Origin of the sequence: Vibrio inusitatus (genome assembly GCA_024346935.1) — a bacterium.
In the GTDB taxonomy this organism is placed as follows: domain Bacteria; phylum Pseudomonadota; class Gammaproteobacteria; order Enterobacterales; family Vibrionaceae; genus Vibrio; species Vibrio inusitatus.
In genome coordinates this window covers 1,262,620-1,281,569 of record AP024878.1, presented here as the reverse complement: position 1 = coordinate 1,281,569, position 18,950 = coordinate 1,262,620, and the positions used below count along the sequence as shown (strand labels likewise).

The 18,950-nt window shown below is 43.7% G+C and carries 16 protein-coding genes; 8 read left to right on the top strand and 8 right to left on the bottom strand.

Annotated features, from left to right (window positions below):
* Positions 1–52: 52 nt before the first annotated feature.
* A complete protein-coding gene (locus OCU48_RS05915; RefSeq protein WP_141344475.1) occupies positions 53–1,054 on the bottom strand; it encodes a zinc-binding alcohol dehydrogenase family protein in 1,002 nt (333 codons plus the stop codon).
* A gap of 104 nt (positions 1,055–1,158) precedes the next feature.
* Here OCU48_RS05915 and OCU48_RS05910 point away from each other — a divergent pair, with 104 nt between their 5' ends.
* Positions 1,159–2,061, top strand: coding sequence for a LysR family transcriptional regulator (locus OCU48_RS05910; protein WP_141344474.1), 903 nt, complete (start codon positions 1,159–1,161; stop codon positions 2,059–2,061).
* Positions 2,062–2,080: 19 nt separating this feature from the next.
* On the opposite strand, the gene serC is transcribed toward OCU48_RS05910, so the two are convergent.
* Both serC and OCU48_RS05900 read right to left on the bottom strand, forming a co-directional pair.
* Positions 2,081–3,163, bottom strand: coding sequence for a 3-phosphoserine/phosphohydroxythreonine transaminase (gene serC, locus OCU48_RS05905; protein ID WP_141344473.1), 1,083 nt, complete (start codon positions 3,161–3,163; stop codon positions 2,081–2,083).
* Between the two features lie 147 nt (positions 3,164–3,310).
* Positions 3,311–4,579 carry a DUF945 family protein gene (locus tag OCU48_RS05900; protein WP_141344472.1) on the bottom strand — a complete coding sequence of 423 codons (1,269 nt, stop codon included), beginning with the start codon at positions 4,577–4,579 and terminating at the stop codon, positions 3,311–3,313.
* A gap of 164 nt (positions 4,580–4,743) precedes the next feature.
* Here OCU48_RS05900 and OCU48_RS05895 point away from each other — a divergent pair, with 164 nt between their 5' ends.
* The 3 genes from OCU48_RS05895 to OCU48_RS05885 all read left to right on the top strand — a co-directional run bounded on the left by OCU48_RS05895 (position 4,744) and on the right by OCU48_RS05885 (position 7,907).
* Positions 4,744–6,651 carry an ATP-binding protein gene (locus tag OCU48_RS05895; RefSeq protein ID WP_141344470.1) on the top strand — a complete coding sequence of 636 codons (1,908 nt, stop codon included), beginning with the start codon at positions 4,744–4,746 and terminating at the stop codon, positions 6,649–6,651.
* A 15-nt stretch (positions 6,652–6,666) separates the two neighbouring features.
* Positions 6,667–7,164 (top strand): response regulator, encoded by a 498-nt coding sequence (locus OCU48_RS05890; RefSeq protein WP_141344468.1) that lies wholly within the window; start codon positions 6,667–6,669, stop codon positions 7,162–7,164.
* A gap of 203 nt (positions 7,165–7,367) precedes the next feature.
* On the top strand, positions 7,368–7,907 hold the full coding sequence (locus OCU48_RS05885) for a hypothetical protein (protein WP_141344466.1): 540 nt from the start codon (positions 7,368–7,370) through the stop codon (positions 7,905–7,907).
* A 58-nt stretch (positions 7,908–7,965) separates the two neighbouring features.
* Here OCU48_RS05885 and OCU48_RS05880 read toward each other — a convergent pair whose 3' ends face one another.
* From OCU48_RS05880 to OCU48_RS05870, 3 genes are all read right to left on the bottom strand, one after another.
* Positions 7,966–8,166, bottom strand: a complete 201-nt coding sequence (locus OCU48_RS05880; protein ID WP_141344464.1) for a DUF4250 domain-containing protein — start codon at positions 8,164–8,166, stop codon at positions 7,966–7,968.
* Between the two features lie 82 nt (positions 8,167–8,248).
* Positions 8,249–8,941 carry a hypothetical protein gene (locus tag OCU48_RS05875; RefSeq protein WP_141344463.1) on the bottom strand — a complete coding sequence of 231 codons (693 nt, stop codon included), beginning with the start codon at positions 8,939–8,941 and terminating at the stop codon, positions 8,249–8,251.
* 54 nt (positions 8,942–8,995) lie between these two features.
* On the bottom strand, positions 8,996–10,186 hold the full coding sequence (locus OCU48_RS05870) for a BamA/TamA family outer membrane protein (protein ID WP_141344461.1): 1,191 nt from the start codon (positions 10,184–10,186) through the stop codon (positions 8,996–8,998).
* Positions 10,187–10,312: 126 nt separating this feature from the next.
* Between OCU48_RS05870 and OCU48_RS05865 the strand changes: the two genes are divergently transcribed.
* Positions 10,313–12,649 (top strand): YgiQ family radical SAM protein, encoded by a 2,337-nt coding sequence (locus OCU48_RS05865; protein ID WP_141344459.1) that lies wholly within the window; start codon positions 10,313–10,315, stop codon positions 12,647–12,649.
* 518 nt (positions 12,650–13,167) lie between these two features.
* Here the strand turns inward: OCU48_RS05865 and OCU48_RS05860 are convergent.
* Positions 13,168–15,621, bottom strand: coding sequence for an MMPL family transporter (locus OCU48_RS05860; RefSeq protein WP_141344457.1), 2,454 nt, complete (start codon positions 15,619–15,621; stop codon positions 13,168–13,170).
* 174 nt (positions 15,622–15,795) lie between these two features.
* Between OCU48_RS05860 and OCU48_RS05855 the strand changes: the two genes are divergently transcribed.
* From OCU48_RS05855 to OCU48_RS05845, 3 genes are read left to right on the top strand one after another with little or no spacing between them, the layout of a single operon-like run.
* On the top strand, positions 15,796–16,584 hold the full coding sequence (locus OCU48_RS05855) for a lipase family protein (RefSeq protein WP_167496158.1): 789 nt from the start codon (positions 15,796–15,798) through the stop codon (positions 16,582–16,584).
* 59 nt (positions 16,585–16,643) lie between these two features.
* The gene (locus OCU48_RS05850) at positions 16,644–17,921 is read left to right on the top strand and encodes a DASH family cryptochrome (RefSeq protein ID WP_141344455.1); all 1,278 of its coding nucleotides are present in this window, start codon (positions 16,644–16,646) and stop codon (positions 17,919–17,921) included.
* Complete coding sequence (locus tag OCU48_RS05845; RefSeq protein ID WP_141344453.1) at positions 17,912–18,628, top strand: SDR family oxidoreductase; 717 nt, start codon at positions 17,912–17,914, stop codon at positions 18,626–18,628. The genes OCU48_RS05850 and OCU48_RS05845 overlap by 10 nt, the downstream gene beginning before the upstream one ends.
* Positions 18,629–18,796: 168 nt before the next feature.
* Here OCU48_RS05845 and OCU48_RS05840 read toward each other — a convergent pair whose 3' ends face one another.
* Positions 18,797–18,946, bottom strand: coding sequence for a DUF2256 domain-containing protein (locus OCU48_RS05840; RefSeq protein ID WP_141344576.1), 150 nt, complete (start codon positions 18,944–18,946; stop codon positions 18,797–18,799).
* Positions 18,947–18,950: the final 4 nt, after the last annotated feature.

Below are 18,950 nucleotides of genomic sequence, written 5' to 3'. Positions count from 1 at the left end.
AGCAGAAAGCCCCGCAACGAGAATACGTAGCGGGGCTTTTTACGTATATCAATTAATCGTTAAAGCCTTCTAATACTATCTTCCCGCGTGCCGTTTGCGACTCTAAAAGCGCATGGGCTCGCTTGAGGTTAGTAGCGTTAATGCGACCAAAGTGTTCTCCTAAAGTGGTTTTCACCTCTCCCGAATCAATCATTTTTGCCACTGTAGCCAAAATTTCATGTTGCTTTTGCATATCATCAGTTTCAAACATCGAGCGGGTATACATAAACTCCCAGTGCAGAGACACACTCTTTTGTTTAAGTGATCGAATATCAAAAGACGTTGGATCATCAATCAAACCAAATTGGCCTTGTGGCTTAATCACCTTCATGACCTCGATCATATGTTGCTCGGTGTTATTAAGGCTCACTACATAATCGACGCAATCATTCATCCCAAGCTGTTCACTCATAGACTGGTTATGATCGATAACCTGGTCAACACCTAGCTGTTTTAACCATTCAACGGAGGCAGGTCGAGACGCCGTCGCGATAACCTTCAAATTAGTTAGCTTTTTCGCTAGCTGAACCATAATTGAGCCTACCCCGCCGGCGGCTCCAATAATAAGAATACTTTGATTTGCTTGGCTATCGACACGCAATCGGTCAAACAACATTTCCCACGCCGTTAACGTAGTCAATGGCAGTGCAGCAGCTTGAGAAATACTCACAGAAGTAGGAGCAAGACTCACAATACGCTCGTCTACCTTTTGATACTCTGCATTGCTGCCAGAGCGCGTAAGATCCCCTGCATACCAAACAAGATCGCCAACCTTAAATAAGGAAACTTGATCTCCTACCTCTTCGACAATACCAACTGCATCCCAACCAATCACTTTATAACCCAAATCTGCAGCCACATTAGAGCGTATTTTTGTATCAACTGGATTAACAGACACCGCCTGAACTTTAACCAATAAATCCCTGCCGGTAGCATTAGGTTTATCGAGTGTAATGTCTTGTAGTGAATATTCATTCTCGATAGGTAGGTTAATTTGATATCCAACTGCCTTCATTGTTTGCTCTCCAGATTGACGTCGTTATATACAACCAGTTTAATTGACACGTTTAGTTTGAAAAACTAAGCTTCGATCAAAATACTTTATACAAAAAGTTAATAATGAAATCATTACATGATATTAAAGTCTTTCTTGAAACTGCAAAGCTTGGCAGTCTCTCTGCTGCTGCTCGTAGTTTAGACCAAACCCCAGCGGCCATTAGTCGCACAATTCAAAGATTAGAGAGAGAACTCGAGGTTCCTCTGTTTATTCGTTCGACAAGAAAGCTAAGACTGTCTCCTCAAGGCGAATTATTTCTTCCCAGATGTCAGCAAGCCATACTCATCTTTGAGCAAGGTATTGATGAGTTGACGGAGAAAGATCAAGAATTGGCAGGTAATATAAATCTTTCCATGCCTTCAGATACGGGTAGAGGCGTAGTTATGCCACTCATAGATGAATTTTTATCGCTACACCCAAAAGTATCGGTGCATGTGCATCTTTCCGATAGTTATGCGGATCTCTACGAACAAAATGTTGATGTTGCACTGCGCATTGGAAAGCCAGAAGACTCCAATATGATTGCCATACCTTTGTACAAAGAGAACTACCGCATTTTATGTGCCTCTCCTGAATACATAAAATCCCACCCAAAAATTACAGATCTAGAGGATCTCAAACAGCACAACTGTTTATGTTTCGCCCTCAATCAAAAGTTGCACAATCGTTGGCACTTTATTCATCATCATTCCAAACAACAATTGGTGATTAAGGTAAACGGAAATCGAAGAACCAGTGATGGGCAGATGGTACGTCAATGGGCACTGAATGGACACGGTATCGCTTATAAATCACGATTAGATGTATTGGAAGATATTAAAGAAGGTCGCTTAATGACTCTAGCGCAAGAGTGGCGTGGCGAGCACGCCCCTTTGTATATGATTTTCACTGACCGCAGTCAGTTCAGTGGCTTAGTAAAAACGCTGAAAGAGTTTCTACAAACACGTCTTCTAGCTGTCAGCTAAAAGCTGACAGCTTTCAGTTTTAACTATTTGATTGTTCAAATTCAGCCATAAATTCAACAAGAGCGTTCACGCCCTCTTCTGACATCGCGTTATAGATAGAAGCACGCATGCCCCCCACCGCTCTATGGCCTTTTAACGCAACCAGGCCTTTCGCTTCCGCTTGCTCTAGGAATAATGCATCAAGCTCTGGTTTAACCAACTGAAAAGGTATGTTCATCAATGAACGATTTTCTGGGTGAACATTGTTCTTGTAAAAATCAGAGTCATCAATCGCTTTGTAAAGCGCAGCTGCTTTGTTACGGTTGCGTTTTTCCATTTCAGCGATACCGCCGATTGATTTTAACCACTTAAACACCAATCCAGACAAATACCAAGCGTACGTGGGTGGCGTGTTATACATAGACTCTTTTTCATCGAGCAACTTGTAGCTCAGAGTACTCGGTAAAATATTACTCGCAAGATCAAGTAAATCGTCTCGAACAATCACCAGTGTGATGCCTGCAGGTCCAATGTTTTTTTGCGCTCCGGCATAGATAACACCAAACTTACTCACATCAATCTGACGAGACAGAATCGTCGACGACATATCTGCAACGATAGGTTTGTCGGTATCAGGAAGATCATTAATCTCGATACCGTCAATGGTTTCATTTGGGCAATAATGCACATATGCAGCATCATCATCGATCGACCAGGATGTTGCAGGAGCAATCGCGGCCTTACCATCACGTTGCGTTTTAGCCTCAACAACCTGAACCTCACAATACTTATTAGCCTCCGCTATAGCACTGTTTGCCCAGTAACCGCCGTCAACATAACATGCTTTGGTAGAGTAACCGAGAAGGTTCATCGGCACGGCTGAGAACTGAGCACGAGCCCCGCCCTGACAAAATAGAATCTTATAGTTGCTTGGTACTTGAAGTAATTCGCGTAAGTCACGCTCGGCGGTTTCCGCTACTGCGATAAACTCTTTGCTGCGATGACTAATTTCCATCACAGAGCGGCCCATACCGTTCCAGTCGACAAACTCTTTCTGAGCTAATTCCATCACGGCTTTTGGTAGGCCAGCAGGTCCGGCGCTAAAGTTATAAATGGCGTCCATTTCGTTTACTTACTCCAAGTGATTAAATCAATGTTTTCAATGACTATACCCCAGCTTAAAACAAGATTTAAGTCTCATTTTGATATAAAAAAGCCATAGTGGGTATAAAGGACCCAACTATGGCTATTTTTTCTGTCGGTGGTAGGTTTACTGTGTTTGTTGTGGTAGCAACATTGGCAGTAACAACGACATTACTGGTACTTCCTTTCCATTAGAGAATAGTATCTTCCCATCCTCTAACTGCAACGCCATGCTGTAACCATCATTAGTCTGCGAAGCGACTTCCATAATCAATAATTCATCTAAGTTTTCTTGAATGAAAGGATAGGCCATCACTAAATCGCTAGAGACAAAGGCATTCATATCCCCTTGTAGCAGTTCGATAAGCTGTAGGAAGTCTTTAGAAGAATTCGCTTCACCCGAAGGTAGAGTCATATTCCAATTTGATTCAAAGTGCCCCTCATCTACATCAACACTGAACTTATTCAAGGACATAAAGAAACCCTTAGCGAGTAGTTCATCGACTTTAGGCAGTGCTTTAGCAGTATCTTGCTCAGTCCATACAGGGCTATTTTGATACATCTCAGACAAATCTAAGAAAGCAGATTTATCAAAACCACCAGCGGTAAAGCTTAAACTCAGATTTTCAGCCTCTCCATCATGATTTTTAAACTCTTGTAGGGTCAGTTGATAATCACCTTGCAGGGTTTGTGCGGTTTCATCTTGGCTAGTTTGGAATTGATAGCTCAAGCCCCCCATTTCGACTAGGTTGACACCTTCATAGTCATTGACTAAAAAGCTTTCTAGCGAAAGGGTTTGTTCACCCATCCAAATACCTTGTTCTACCTTACCTTCACCGTTGCTTGTTAGGCCATCAAAGCGAATCATAGCGCCGCTTTGATAGTCCAACTCAAGTGAAGGCATCGTTAATTGATATTCTAATTCGCCTAGTACTGTCACCGAGCCTTCGATATCCAACGAACCCAATAGAGCCTTCATTGGTTCGCGACCATCAATTTGAAATTGTTGCGCTTTCAAATTGGTCGAGAACTCAGTATTGCCATTGAGTTGTGTCTTCGTGAGGAGCTTAACTTCCGGCATTTGCGCATAGAAAGTTTCGCCGCTTAAGCTAAACATTCCATGATCAATATGGTGTACTAGCTCATACTGCGTTGGCCAGCCGTAGGCGTTTAATTGGGCCACCGCCTGAGGGTCAGTAACGGTAACTAATGTTTTGGCAACAGAGCTTAGATAACCTCTATCGTATTCTTCTAATTCTACCTTGATATCTTGATTGTCAAAATTTTCGATACCGTCTGTCACTATGGTTTGTCCAATATGACCTACGGCCAAAGGCCAGATACCAATAAGGGCTACTGCGCCGCCTACTGCGGCTATAGATTTTAATTGTCGCATATTCTTATAATTTCTGTGTTTGCACGTCTACTTTCTTTTATACAGATAAAATTGAGATAAATCAGTATTTTCTAGGATATTTTCTCTTTACTGACATAACTTTAACTGGCTCTCATTTGAGTGAGATTAAAATTGGTACAGTGCGATAAAAAGATGGGTTAATTATGACTCAATATTGCGTTCTTACGATCGAAGACGATCCAAGGTCACTATCAATACTTAAGCTTGCTCTCAATCCCTACGAGCGCAAGTTTAGACCTCTTTTCGCGAAAAACGTTCGCGAAGCGTATGCATGCCTAGAAGAAATTCGTCTTGAACGTCAAGAACTCGCTATGGTTATCGCAACGGAATCGTTTAATACTAGCGCGTCTCAACTGTTGGTCGATCTCGAGCCACACTACCCAAACTGCCGCAAGATATTGACCTGTGATGTCAATCAATTAGCTAGTGTGATTACGGCGGTGAATGAAGGACGTTTGGATCATTGTTTTACCCACCCTCTACAACTTGAAAATACCACTCAAGCAATTAAAAAAGAGCTCACTGAATTCATTCTTGATCAACCGAAAATTGATTGGTTACCTTACGGATCCGTTTTAGATAGCCAAAAAATCATCAGAGCTCATATAGATAAGCGCATCCACGCCTACCGCAGTGATTTTATTCGCGATTATCACTCAATAAGCGATGACGAATTATCAGAAAAAGTGTGTAACGCCCTAGAAGCTTTCTTTGCAAAAAGCGATGAATCACGCGCTATCCGACGATACTCACCCTCTCACCTTTTAACTAAAGAGGGAGAGCCAAATCAATATCTATGGTTTATCACCAAGGGTGAAGTGGCTTTATATAAACGAGACGAACATGGCAAGCGACGTGAAGTTGTACGTCATGGAAAAGGGGCGATTATCGGCGGTATGTCATTTGTTACCGGAGAAAAGTCATTCTCAACAGCTCTTACTCTAAGCCAAACTCATGTAATCAAACTCAGCAAAACGACCTTTACTGAGGTTATGCATTCAAACAGTGCCCTTCTTCCCTTATTTACCAACTTGTTGCTTCGTCACTTCAACCGTCGGTTGCAGCGCAGCATTCATACTAAATTACAGTTGCAGCACACCTTCGAGTCCCTCGAAGCTGCACAAAGTCAACTAGTTGAAAATGAAAAAATGGTAGTTCTAGGGCAATTGGTCGCAGGTGTTGCCCATGAACTAAACAACCCTATCGCAGCAATTTTACGCAGTTCCGATACCCTAATTCACGAAATTAGCCAAGATACAGAGGGCTTTAATCCAACGAGCAAATCCCTTGGCAAACACGTACTTGAGCGAGCATTGCGCTCAAACCCCATATCTACCTCTGAGCTAAGACACAAATCCAAATCAATAGCGAATAAACTGCAAACAAAACAGCAAGCTAAGCTAATAGTGAATATGGGGCTTGAACAACACTTAGATCGCATTTTAGCCCATCAAGACGTTGATGAAGTACTCGATCAGCTTGAGCATTATTACACTGCAGGCACCACTTTACGTTCTATAAATGTTTGCTCACAACGCATTGCCGACATGGTAAAAAGTCTAAAGAGCTATGCGCGTTCTGATGAAGAATCAACACAAAAAGTCGATATTCACGAAGGTATAGAAGATACGCTGGTCATTTTTGAGAATCGACTAAAAAACATCAGTGTCGAGCGCGATTATCATCCAATCGCTGAAACCTTTTGCCGTCCTATTGCCTTGCAACAAGTATGGACAAACCTGATATCAAACGCACTAGACGCTATGGATAATAATGGACAGCTCAGTATTCACACTACACTCGATGCAAATGAGCAAGAAATTGAAATCGTATTCCAAGACAACGGTTCAGGAATAGATCCTGAACAGCTCGAGCACATTTTCGAACTTAACTTTACCACCAAGAAACAAGGGGATTTTGGTCTAGGCATAGGTTTATCCGTTTGCCAGCAAATAGTCCACCAGCACCAAGGGACTATTTCAGTAGCTTCAACCATCGGAGTAGGAACGCAGATGGTTGTTCGTCTGCCGTTTAAACCGCAATCAACGTAAACAATGAGGGAATGAATGAACAAGCTATTAATTTTATGTGTCGACGATGAAAGAGACGTCTTAGAAAGTGTGGTTCGTGACCTTAAACCCTTCACAGAGTTCTGTGAGATCGAAGCGGCCGAATCTGTCTCTGAAGCGCGTGAAGTCATCGCAGAGTATCAAGCAGAAAGCACCTCTTTAGCCATGATTTTATGCGACCACATCATGCCAGAAGAAACGGGGGTCGATTATCTTATAGAGTTACATCAGCATGATGCTACCAAGCCCTCTAAAAAGCTACTCCTCACAGGGCAGGCTGACCTCAACGATACTGTCAATGCAGTCAATCACCACTGCTTAGATTTCTACATTGCTAAACCGTGGAAGAAAGAAGAACTCGTTGATATTGTCACAGAGCACTTAACGCGTTTTGTAATTGAAACTGAAGACGACCCAATGCAATGGGCTCGTTTCCTAGATACAGCCAAAATATTGCAGGCCGTTTCGGAAAAACGCACTCAATTTGGTGAATAAACGTGCGAAAGCACTAGCTTTGTGAAAATTGACAGAAATTTAGCGTATATAAGCCCCTGTTTTAGTGGAGGTAATAGTCTGCTTACATTAATATGGTCAGCATTATAAAAGGCCAATCATACACTCTGTGCATGAAGATTAAGGGAATAGACCCCCTAAGTGCCAAGGACTAACAATTTCCACTAAGTAGGTTATCAATAATTATGCGTAAATTAGCCTGTGCTGCACTTGCTGTAGCAGCGACTTTTTCTGGCGCCACCTTTGCAAACAGCCCAACAGTTATGAGCAACTTTAATTACGATTATTTTGAAGCTCGCATCGGTATGGCTCCGCTTACCTTTGGTGCTGGTTTTAGCAAAGCAATTCACCCAAATGCACACTTTGTAGCAACCATCGACTCTGAGTTTGAAAGTGACTACAACCTTCGCACAGGTCTAGGGTTCCATGCTCCAGTGACAAACTGGGCAGACATTACAGGTCAAATGCTACTTCGTGTTGTTGATAACGATAAGTTTGACAACGATCTGGGTATGGAAGTAAACCTTGGCTGGCGTCAATGGTTAGGTCCACAATTTGAGCTAGGTGGTAACGTTGGCTACGTGACTATCGACAGCAATGACGACTGGATTGGTAGCGTCTATGGTCGTTTCCACGCCACTGAGCTGTTTTCTTTAGGCCTAGAAGGCAAGATCAACGATTTCTACGGTGATCAGTTAATGCTGACGACACGCTTTGTATTCTAAAAGCACGCAATACAAAAAAATGGCTACCCTAGGGTAGCCATTTTTATTATTAATCATCTCAGAATTCGTGAGATTTGAACTGATTAGTCAATGGGTCATATTGATAACCCACACCGCTTAACTTATCTGCCAAGCTACTTGCGTCAATTTCGTACATACTCGCTAATTCTTCAATGCTGTCACACTCTAAGCGCAGCTTCTCATTAACGATACTCAGAAGAATGTTACTGTCCCAACGCTTGATGTTACTTAGATCCATATATCACCTCTTCGCCCCAAAACCTCTCTTACAAGATTAGTTGCAAACCTGCCGATTGACAGTGATCAAGGGCAAAAACTCTTCAAAACAGAGGAAGGAGTAGATAACTGCCACTGATTCCTAATACACTCGCCACCAATACTTGATACTGATTAACGGTAGAAGAGCGAAATAGGTGCCAACTCCACACAAGAATTGCCGTTAGCAATAGCGGAAAGGCAAAACTGATCACCGAGATAACCATTTCGCTTTGTTCATTCCAAGCCCAATGAGCCTGAATCAATACCGATAATACGAGCAGCATTGCCGAAGCAATACCGGCAACCGGTAACAATGTATGGAATGCTTGAAGCCGAGTTTTTGCTCTGATCAGAAGAAGATGGCCCAAAGCCGAACCTAAGAAGAACACCTCACCTAATGCGATACTCAATGAGCCAACAACAAATCTAGGCTCACTGTTCACAATAGATACTATCCAGAATAGGCACGCTGATACGCCTGCCAACATCAATAAGAATAACGGACCACTGTCTCGCGTTTTACCCGTTTTAGTTTGCACCGAAAAATACACTAGAAGCGCAGCAGGAACGATAAACGCAGGCATAGCACCGCCACTGATAAAGAACAAACAGGCAATAATAGGTAATTGTTTATGCAACCGACCTCTTTGCCCGGGGCAAATCTCACCCTTAGTTAAAGCAAGAATCAAGATCGCTAATGCGCCAATCGCCATAGGCAAGAAAAGTTGTATCGATAGCTGAGCGTAAGTGTCCATAGTGTTATCAATCAAAAGCAGTGAGGGCAAGTAGTGTAACCTCCCCTAGCCTGATTACAATCCCGTGCCTACATTAAAATAGAACGCACTGTCTTCTTCACTAAAGCCAAAATCCATTCCCATATGTACGCCATAGCGTCTGGCAATTAAATAACGAAATCCAGTGCCGTAAGCCCACTTCATATCATCGAACATGGCCGATGCGCCTTCATTAGAGCGGCCGACGCCACTGTTTCCCCCAACGCCACCAAACACTGATAAACTCCACCTTGGGGTGAATTGCCACATAACTTGTGTTTGATAAGAGCTAGTGTAGTTGCCTTGGTAGCGGTTCACTGGGATGCCTCTGAGGGAAATATCAGGATAAGCCAATGGCGGTAACGTAGTCTCATCCGTTGTCAAAGAGTTGTATTCAACCGCAAATGCCAAAGTCCAATCCGTTGCAATGGGCACATAAGCTGTACTTGAAGCTAAAAAAGTCTCATAGTCATTGTCACTGCCTATGCCTTCTCTATACCAAAGATACTCAGCAACAAAATCCCAACCTGCAGTGGGATAAAAGAAGCTATTTTTGGCGTCATATTCTAGATTAAAACCTAAGCCTGATGAGCGAGTCTCTGATAGAGTAAAACTATCAGAGCCGATGCCAGAGTTATTCTTGAGACGCACTTCGCTATCGGCGTAGAACTGTTGTATACCTAGGAAGACCTTAGTGTCTGCGACTCTAAACTGCAGTTTTTGCATTCCGCCAAATCCCTCAGTTTCAAGCTCAACACCGACGTCTTGCAATGGTCCTCCACTATTCGAGAACGGGTAAAACTCCATAATCGCCGTACCAAAGCCTACTCCCCCCATGTAACGAATAGAGTCTTGCTTCCATACCCGTCTATGCCCTAGTAGTGCAAACCAAGTTCCGTTCTCAGTGGCTGCGCCACCAACAACAGTAACTGCCGGAGGAATAAGCCGTGCGCCACCATCGATAGACTCCATCGCGAGTTTACGACGCTTTTCCTTTTGTTCTTCTGTTTCATGCAGAAACATTCCTGCCACACCGAATCCATAACCCACTGCAGGCTCGGTTATAATGATAGGAATAGGTAGGAACCCATAGGCATTTTCTGCAAGGTATTCTCCCATATCAAACATATCGTCAACAGGGTCAGTGAAACTGACTGCATCAGCAGTATTGAAAACAGAGCCAGTGAGAGCCAATAAATAGGAGACATGACGAATAGGCTTACTCATAAAAGGGACTCTTATATATCTGAAATTAAAGGACTATTTATTGAGTATATATAAAATTCTGGCTTCTGCTAGCTAACCTTAACACTAATCGCTATAATGCACCGCTTGCTCAAAAGAGGTCAAAAAATGCACAACACTATTACTCCAATCCACCAATATAAAAAATATTGGGCTGAGTGTTTCGGAACCGCACCATTCTTGCCAACCAGTCGCAAAGAAATGGACGCTCTAGGATGGGACAGTTGTGACATTATAATCGTCACGGGCGATGCCTATGTGGACCATCCAAGCTTTGGTATGGCTATCATCGGGCGACTTCTAGAGGCTCAAGGTTTTCGTGTTGGTATTATTGCCCAGCCGCGCTGGAATAATAAAGACGACTTCATGACCCTAGGTAAGCCAAACCTATTCTTTGGCATTACCGCTGGCAACATGGACTCAATGATCAACCGCTATACAGCGGATAGAAAATTGCGCCACGATGATGCTTATACACCCAACAACGAAGGCGGAAAACGTCCGGATCGTGCAACGTTAGTCTATTCTCAACGCTGTCGTGAAGCCTTCAAGGGAACACCGATTGTTCTGGGTGGCATCGAAGCAAGTCTTCGCCGCATTGCGCACTATGACTACTGGTCGGATAAAGTTCGCCGTTCAGTAATTTTCGATGCAAAAGCAGACTTACTTCTATTTGGGAATGCTGAACGTGCGCTTATTGAAGTCGCACACCGTCTTGCTGACGGTGAAGACATTGCCGAAATGACCAACATCCGCGGCACTGCAGTCACTCTAGCAGAAGTGCCCGATCAGTTTAAAATCATTGACTCTTCTCGCATTGAAAAACCGGGCAAAGCTTTCGTACCCACTAATCCATACGAAGTCGAAACCAATTGTAGCGATAAAACTTCAGAACAAACCGAAGTTAAAGCTGAGCCAGTCGTCGTACGCCCTAGCCGTCATGACTCGGAAACTACAGCTATTCGTATACCTGCGTATGAAAAACTGCATAACGACAGAATCTTATATGCCCACGCAAGCCGCGTAATGCATTTGGAAACCAACCCTCACTCTGGCCGAGCTTTAATTCAGCGTCATGGCGATCGTGAACTCTGGGTAAACCAACCTCCTATTCCTTTGACAACTGAAGAGATGGATTACGTGTTCGGTTTATCGTTTGCACGTGTACCCCACCCTATGTATGGCAAGGCAAAGATCCCTGCCTATGACATGATCAAAACCTCGGTCAACATCATGCGTGGTTGTTTTGGTGGGTGTTCATTCTGCTCTATTACAGAGCATGAAGGGCGCATTATTCAAAATCGCTCTCAAGAATCAATTATCAACGAACTAGAAGAGATCAGAGATAAAGTTCCTGGATTTACCGGCACAATTTCTGATCTTGGTGGGCCAACGGCGAATATGTACCGACTTGGCTGTAGCATTCCAAAAGCCGAGGCAACCTGTCGTCGCCCATCCTGTGTGTTCCCTGGGATCTGTAGCAAGCTCAACACAGATCACAAACATACTATTGACCTCTATCGCGCTGCGCGTAAGGTGCAAGGCGTGAAAAAGGTAATGATTGCCTCTGGCGTACGTTACGATCTGGCCATTGAATCTCCTGAATACGTGAAAGAGTTAGTGACTCACCACGTTGGCGGATATCTGAAGATTGCCCCAGAACACACAGAAAAAGGCCCCCTGGATAAAATGATGAAACCGGGCATGGGCACCTATGACCGTTTCAAAGAAATGTTTGAGAAATACAGCCAAGAAGCAGGTAAAAAACAGTATCTGATCCCTTACTTCATCTCTGCCCATCCAGGCACAGAAGACGAAGATATGGTGAATCTTGCACTGTGGCTAAAATCAAACAGCTACGAGTGCGATCAGGTTCAGAACTTTTACCCTTCACCTATGTGTAACGCTACAGCGATGTACTACTCAGAGACCAACCCTCTGAAGCGCGTTAAATATAAAAAGCGTGAAGATGTGCCTGTTGCGAAAGGTGAGCGTCAACGTCGCCTACATAAAGCATTACTTCGCTATCACGATCCAGCTAACTGGCCGGCGATCCGTGAGGCTCTGATCAGTATGGGTAAAAAGCACCTTATTGGTGACAAACCAAACTGCCTTGTTCCAGAAGAAGATTTAGATAAACAAACCCCTGCACAGCGTCGCAAGTCAGGACGCCACGGTGCGCATCGCTTTGCGACTAAACATACCGACAGCCAGCCTGACATTCGCAAGCCAAACCAAAGAGGCAAAGCAAAGCCAGGGCAAAGTCGCAACGGAAATAGCAGTAGCACACAAGGCAATGCTGGCCAAGGGCGCAATAGCCAAGGCAACAGCACCAAAGGAAATAATGCCCAAGGTAAAGCAGGTGCGAACAACAAAGGCGGTCAGCAAAACCGACCACATGCCGGTAAACCAAAAGCAGGGAAGAAGCCTAGCCGACAAAGGTAAGTCATTTAGATAGGAACTAGAAAGCACAAGGTTCTAGTTCCTTAAGCTTTAAGGTAGCTCAAAAAATGTACTTAAAGGTTTTTATACCAGCTAAATAGAGTTTTAGGAAAATCTGTCATTCCCGAACACTTCTATCGAGAATCTGGTTCTGCGCAATTACCTTGATAAGGTCCCCGATAAAAGCACTCGGGGACGACGGTAAGTGTGACACATCATTTGCCACTACCCGTGCCACTTCATAATGCAACCTGAAGTTAATAGATCAATCAAATAGGACTGTAGAAAACCTGTCATTCCCGAACGCTTCTATCGGGAATCTGGTTCTGCGCAATTACCTTGATAAGGTCCCCGATAAAAACACTCGGGGACGACGGTCAATTTGACACATCATTTACCACTAACCGTGCCGATTCCATAGCCTTTCGCTCTAACTACTCACTCCATTATACAACCCGAAGTTAGATTAGGTCAGCAGAATAAGACTGTAAGAAACCTATCATGTAAGTCAGGTATATAACCTACCTTTTAGGCTCAAATCTATGCAAGAACGCCGGCAGGATTAATAAGCTGAAGCAAAGTATTGCACTAAGCGCTATGGTCAGCAAAAACCCAATAGAGTACATCCCTTGATGCTCAGCTAAGGTCAAAGCGCCAAAGGTCGCAATGGTAGTTAAACAGCTGATCAAGGTTGCTTTAGGCGTAGATGATGAGAAGAAACGTGTAATTGTCTGCTCATGTCTAAATCGTTTCACTATATGAATACCATTATCCACACCAAGCCCAAAAATCAGTGGTATAACGATGATATTGGCCATATTTAGTGACTGACCAAACCAATGCGCGACCGCAAGTGTTGTCGTTGTCGTGAATAACAATGGAATGAATATAAACAAAATATCGAGTTTGTAACGAACGCTGAATAACAAGATAACGGTAATGCTGACAATCGATATCGCTATGGCGGTATAAAACGCCTTAACAATGATCTGTCCCACTTGCTGCTCTGCTACTGCACGACCAGTAGCTAAAGGGGCCACTCGTTGCACAGTTTCAATAAACGCATTCACCTGGGCTACATCACGCATATCACCTGATGGCGTTACCGACACCAGCCATTGCCCATCATCGGCAATATACTTATGAGCGATTTCATATGGCAGCATGTCAACGTTAGGGTCTTCAACAACTGATGCTTGAGCAGTCAACGCCTGCATTAACGGCTGAATATTGGCCGTTAAGTGATGCTGTAGAATGTTTTCGTCGAGATCTGTTTCTGAAGCACCTTTTAAATTCAGTAATTGTTGGTACTTTTTCGAAAATCCTGACCACGTCATCATTGTCGGACGTTTACCTTCTGGAGTAGCTGACTCTTTTAATCCATCCACTCGCTCAGAAAAATCTTTTGGCAAAAATGAATTCGCACTGATGGTTGCCGCAACCTCAGGGCTATCCTGTAGCTGGCTTTCCCAATTCATTGCTTGTTGGCGATCTTTTGCCACAGCGAATAACTGATAACTAGAACCAAGCTTATTATCTTGTAGCCATTGCAAGGCTTCGACTGACTCAGAATTTTTGTTCTTTAACACCAAGGTCGAGAAATCAAACTGAAACTGCATTGCTCCATAGCCCGTCACAACGGCGCCAATCAAGGTCAATAAGATGATCTTTCTATGCTGGGCAACAATGAATTCGCTGAGTTTCAATGCCATCTTTGAACGCTTTGCATTGCTTCGCTTTACCTTCGGGTAACCAAAGAACTGGAAGAAAAGTGGGATCACCCAAAAAGTAGCTACGAGTCCCAATATCATGCCGGCTGCCGAAATGACACCAAGCTCACCTAGGCCATTGTAGGCGGTTGGATAGAAGCTCAAAAAGCCGATAGCTGAGGACAATGCGCACAGTCCTAATGGTGAGATACAGTGCTGAACTGAGAGCGCTAAACTGTCGCTATTATTATGCCCTTTCAGCCTCTGTTCATACACATGCAAGCTAAGATGAACCGCAAAATCAATACCTAAACCGATGAAAATAACCATGAAAACAATGGATATGGTGTTAAACGAACCCACCAGCAATAAACCGGCAGCAAAGGTCCAAACTAAACCCACGATTACCGCAAGGTAGCTTGCAACGATAATTCTCAAAGAGCGAATACCTACCGCGAGAATGAGTATCAAACTGACCAAGGACACCGTCCCCGCAAGCGCTACGCTATCGTTGGCATCTTGAATTTCATCATAATCTAACGCGGTTTGGCCGGTTACTCGCACCATCACATCTGCAGGCATACCTACACTAGAAATGACTTCACGAACGGTATTCATGATCAGCTTATTCGGTTCAGTTTCCGAATAATCAGGAACGGCTGTTAAACTAATGACATAACCATTGGGTACAGCTACATCTGTAAATAACATACTCTGCCAGTCCACATCTTGGCCTTCCATTGCCTCCAGCAATGGTTGAATCAGTGAACTAATCTCATCAGAAGAAAGGTTGGTTTCAGAGAGCTTTTGGTCCAAAGCACCAAGATAAGGCTGTAAACTATTCATCTGCGCCGAGACCATGATTTCGGGCAATAGCAATGCTACCTTCTCCCTAAGGGATTGGTATTCTTTACCACTCAAAAAACCTATCGCGTATTGCTCGAACCACTGTAATGTTGATGGGGCGAATACATCTGCAAACAGCTGACGCTTCTTAAATGCCTCTGCCAGTTTCTCGGTTGCTATTTTGGCTTGTTCACCATCTTTCGATGAAACCGCAATGATAATGTTCCCAGAATCGGGGAATACTGCTTCTACCGCATCAAGGTTGTCACGCCACTCTCCTTTTTGCTCAACGAGGTCACTAAGATCCGCATTCATAGAAAAATGTGTCGAACCATAATAGCCAGCAGTCATCGTAACTAACACGAGAAGCATCAGAAGGGTTTTAGGAAAACGGATAATAGTGTCAGTGAAACGTTGCACAGTAGATGCCTCAACAAAGCGACGGTCGAAAAATTAGGCAGATTATTGAACAAGAGACTACTTTAAGCAATCTATACAGCTGCTTATAAGTCATTCATCGCTTAGATGGTCACATAATCGTCACTTTTCCGCGACACAATGTACTTTTGCTCCAAAGATTATTCGGTTTAATCATTGAAAAGCCTCAAACGATATCAATACGAACGCTACGCTGTGCTCTGCCGGTTGGCTTATCCTCGTGTATTCAAACAAACCGCCTTTGGTTTCGATCCCAATGGGCAACGTATTATTCGCAACACCCAAGGCAATATTATGATACGGGTGCTTTGGAACGTAAAACGTGAAGAAGTCGTTCTGGTTATTAAGGGGTCACACAGTATTAAAGACTGGCTATTGAACCTTGGGATCTGGCACAAGAGTTGCAAAAATATTGGTCTCAACTACTCAATCCATGCGGGCTTTCACTATCTACTTACTCAAGAAAGCCCCCCGTCTCATCGAGACGACAAACTTGGGCTATCGGTATTTGAGCGTGTCTTAGCTATTATCGAGCCACATCTTCAACAAGGACACCGCCTCGTTATCACCGGTCACTCCTCTGGTGGTGCGATAGGGTGTGTCATCGGAGATTATATTGAGCAACATTATCCTAAAGCGATTAAACGTATCGTTACCTTTGGTCAGCCAGCTGTGGGTTGCTGGCGTTTTAAAAAACAATATCGACTTCCCCACAAAACCTATCGTGTCTGTTGCGACTTAGATGCGGTCACCTTTATGCCCTTGATTCCACTAGCTTACTGGCACGTAGGGAAACTGCTTTGGCTATACAATGGGCGCATCTATGAAAATACGCCGACTTTCATTCGCCTAGGGCGCTCTCTAGTGAGTTGGCTCATTCGACCTTTCTCCTATCATCTAATGAGTAAATACATTCGAAACAAAGATTTCTTTGATGAACATTAGATCGTACTAACCGATATCTCCGTAGTAACACACATCAGGAAGCAATAGGCGAGTTCAGGATGAGTGACAAAAAACGAGGGTTGATATGGTTTGGTAACGACTGTCGAGTCAGTGACAACAACCTACTCATTAGAGCCAATTATGAAGTAGACGAATTGATTTGCGTTTATCTTCCCTACTACAAACTAACCACCTTAAAAGACGAGCCACCTTCGTATTCAAAATCTGAACATCTTATATCGTTTGAACAACAATCACTGTGTGATTTAGCCACATCTCTCACCCCTTATGGCCACAAGCTATACGTACCGAAGAACCTAAATCATCTGTACCAGATTCTTGACGTATTTCAGGTCGACACATTGTATCGAGCGTTCCACCCCGGCTTGTACGAACAAGATGCTGAGAGCGCTATAGCTCAGGCATTTCCTAACCTATATATTTGCCGTGCCTATACTGGGTCTTTATTTCATCAAAGCCAGCTTCCATTTACATCAAACAATTTACCTGCGACATTCACCCAGTTTAGAAAGCACATTGAGATGCTTACTATCGTAAAACCTCTAGAAAAACCTGAGACACTTCCGAAGTCCGTTGTTTTAGACTGCTCCTTCGTGGAAGCATCGAATGCAATGTGCTCAGATGAAAGCTTCATTGGGGGCGAGAGTGCGGGTCATCAGCACCTTTTTCAATATTTTTCTTCCCAGCTCCCGCATAGTTATAAGCAAGTTAGAAATCAATTGGACGGCTGGGAAAACTCAACAAAACTCTCCCCATGGCTTGCCTCTGGAAACCTATCTGCCAGACAAATCTGGCACAGCATAAATCAATTTGAGCAAGAGTTTGGCTCAAACGAATCTACTTATTGGATTAAATTTGAGTTGCTTTGGAGAGAGTTCTTTCATTGGTACAGTGCTTGGCATCAAGAAAAGCTGTTTCAATCAGGAGGGATAAAAAAAGCACCTCAGTTATGGGACGACGATGCAGAAACGTTGGAGGCTTGGATCAACGGAGAGACTGGTTTTGATATTGTTGATGCTTGCATGAGGCAACTTAAGAACACTGGGTTTATGTCTAATAGAGGCAGACAGTTAGTAGCCAGCTGTCTGATACACGATCTCGGTTTGGATTGGAGGCTTGGTGCGTTGTATTTCGAACACAACTTAATCGATTATGACGTAGGCTCAAACTGGGGCAATTGGCAGTATATAGCGGGTGTGGGCGCAGACGCAAAGCCAGTTCGACGCTTTGATCTAGATAAACAAACTCAAATTTACGACCCGTCTCGAGTATTCATTAATCGTTGGTTAGACAAAGGGTGGCAAAAATGCGGATAATGATCGTGGGTGCAGGAGGAGGTATTGGGTCAGCCCTCCTTGAAAAATGCTTGGAAGCCTACCCTTTTGCCACAATCGAAGCTACGTACCTTAGTACAAAGCCCGATCTTGAGGCTAAGAAAGTCTCGTGGCATCGCCTTGATGTAACTGACGAGGATCAAGTCGAACAATTCAGCCATCGGATTTCTCAGATAGATTGGATGATCAACTGCGTGGGCCTTTTACACTGTCAGCATCACGGTCCAGAAAAGAGCATTAAACAACTCGATACAGACTTCTTTATTGAAAACTTTCGCCGTAATACTTTGCCTTCATTACTTCTCGCCAAGTACTTTCAAGACAAGCTTATCCCCAGTAACCAAACTGATATCGCTAAATTTGTTACTTTGTCCGCAAGGGTGGGCAGCATTGAAGATAATCGGTTAGGTGGATGGTACAGCTATCGCGCTTCAAAGAGCGCTCTCAATATGACACTCAAGAATCTGTGCAATGAATGGCAACGCTCTCTCAAGCCCATCGCTGTATTAGCGCTTCACCCCGGCACGACAAACACTCCCCTGTCTAAACCGTTTCAAAGGAATCTGCCCGAAGGGCAATTAATGACACCAATGCAAACTGCGCAACTCTTACTTGAACAAATAGACAGGCTAGATGCCACTTCTTCGGGTTCATTTAAGGATTATGCGGGACAAACTATCCCTTGGTAAAAAAAAAGCTAAGCCTATTGGGGGTCTAAAGACCTGACTTAGATCCCTCGGCCTGATTCTCAAAGCTTTTATCGGTAACCTTTTTATTAACGCATCCCTTTGAATGTAACTAAAAGCTTGCGAGCAACCACTCAGTACGGCATCCTATATTCATATATAAAAATGGATTCAATTAGAACTTTCATTCTTCACCTTATTTCTACGGCACCGCTCCGAGCAATACAGCACCTCATCCCAACATCTTTGCCATTTCTTTCGCCAAATGAACGGTAAGCCGCAAGTGCGGCATACCTTCGTGGGTAGATCTCGTTTGTCGATGCGT

Excerpts from the sequence above, each read along its gene's own strand:
- OCU48_RS05870 (WP_141344461.1), bottom strand. The coding sequence starts at position 10,186 with ATGAGTAAGCCTATTCGTCATGTCTCCTATTTATTGGCTCTCACTGGC.
- OCU48_RS05850 (WP_141344455.1), top strand. The coding sequence starts at position 16,644 with ATGAGTGACAAAAAACGAGGGTTGATATGGTTTGGTAACGACTGTCGA.
- OCU48_RS05915 (WP_141344475.1), bottom strand. The coding sequence starts at position 1,054 with ATGAAGGCAGTTGGATATCAAATTAACCTACCTATCGAGAATGAATAT.
- OCU48_RS05890 (WP_141344468.1), top strand. The coding sequence starts at position 6,667 with ATGAACAAGCTATTAATTTTATGTGTCGACGATGAAAGAGACGTCTTA.
- OCU48_RS05885 (WP_141344466.1), top strand. The coding sequence starts at position 7,368 with ATGCGTAAATTAGCCTGTGCTGCACTTGCTGTAGCAGCGACTTTTTCT.
- OCU48_RS05845 (WP_141344453.1), top strand. The coding sequence starts at position 17,912 with ATGCGGATAATGATCGTGGGTGCAGGAGGAGGTATTGGGTCAGCCCTC.
- OCU48_RS05880 (WP_141344464.1), bottom strand. The coding sequence starts at position 8,166 with ATGGATCTAAGTAACATCAAGCGTTGGGACAGTAACATTCTTCTGAGT.
- serC (WP_141344473.1), bottom strand. The coding sequence starts at position 3,163 with ATGGACGCCATTTATAACTTTAGCGCCGGACCTGCTGGCCTACCAAAA.
- OCU48_RS05900 (WP_141344472.1), bottom strand. The coding sequence starts at position 4,579 with ATGCGACAATTAAAATCTATAGCCGCAGTAGGCGGCGCAGTAGCCCTT.
- OCU48_RS05875 (WP_141344463.1), bottom strand. The coding sequence starts at position 8,941 with ATGGACACTTACGCTCAGCTATCGATACAACTTTTCTTGCCTATGGCG.
- OCU48_RS05865 (WP_141344459.1), top strand. The coding sequence starts at position 10,313 with ATGCACAACACTATTACTCCAATCCACCAATATAAAAAATATTGGGCT.
- OCU48_RS05910 (WP_141344474.1), top strand. The coding sequence starts at position 1,159 with ATGAAATCATTACATGATATTAAAGTCTTTCTTGAAACTGCAAAGCTT.
- OCU48_RS05895 (WP_141344470.1), top strand. The coding sequence starts at position 4,744 with ATGACTCAATATTGCGTTCTTACGATCGAAGACGATCCAAGGTCACTA.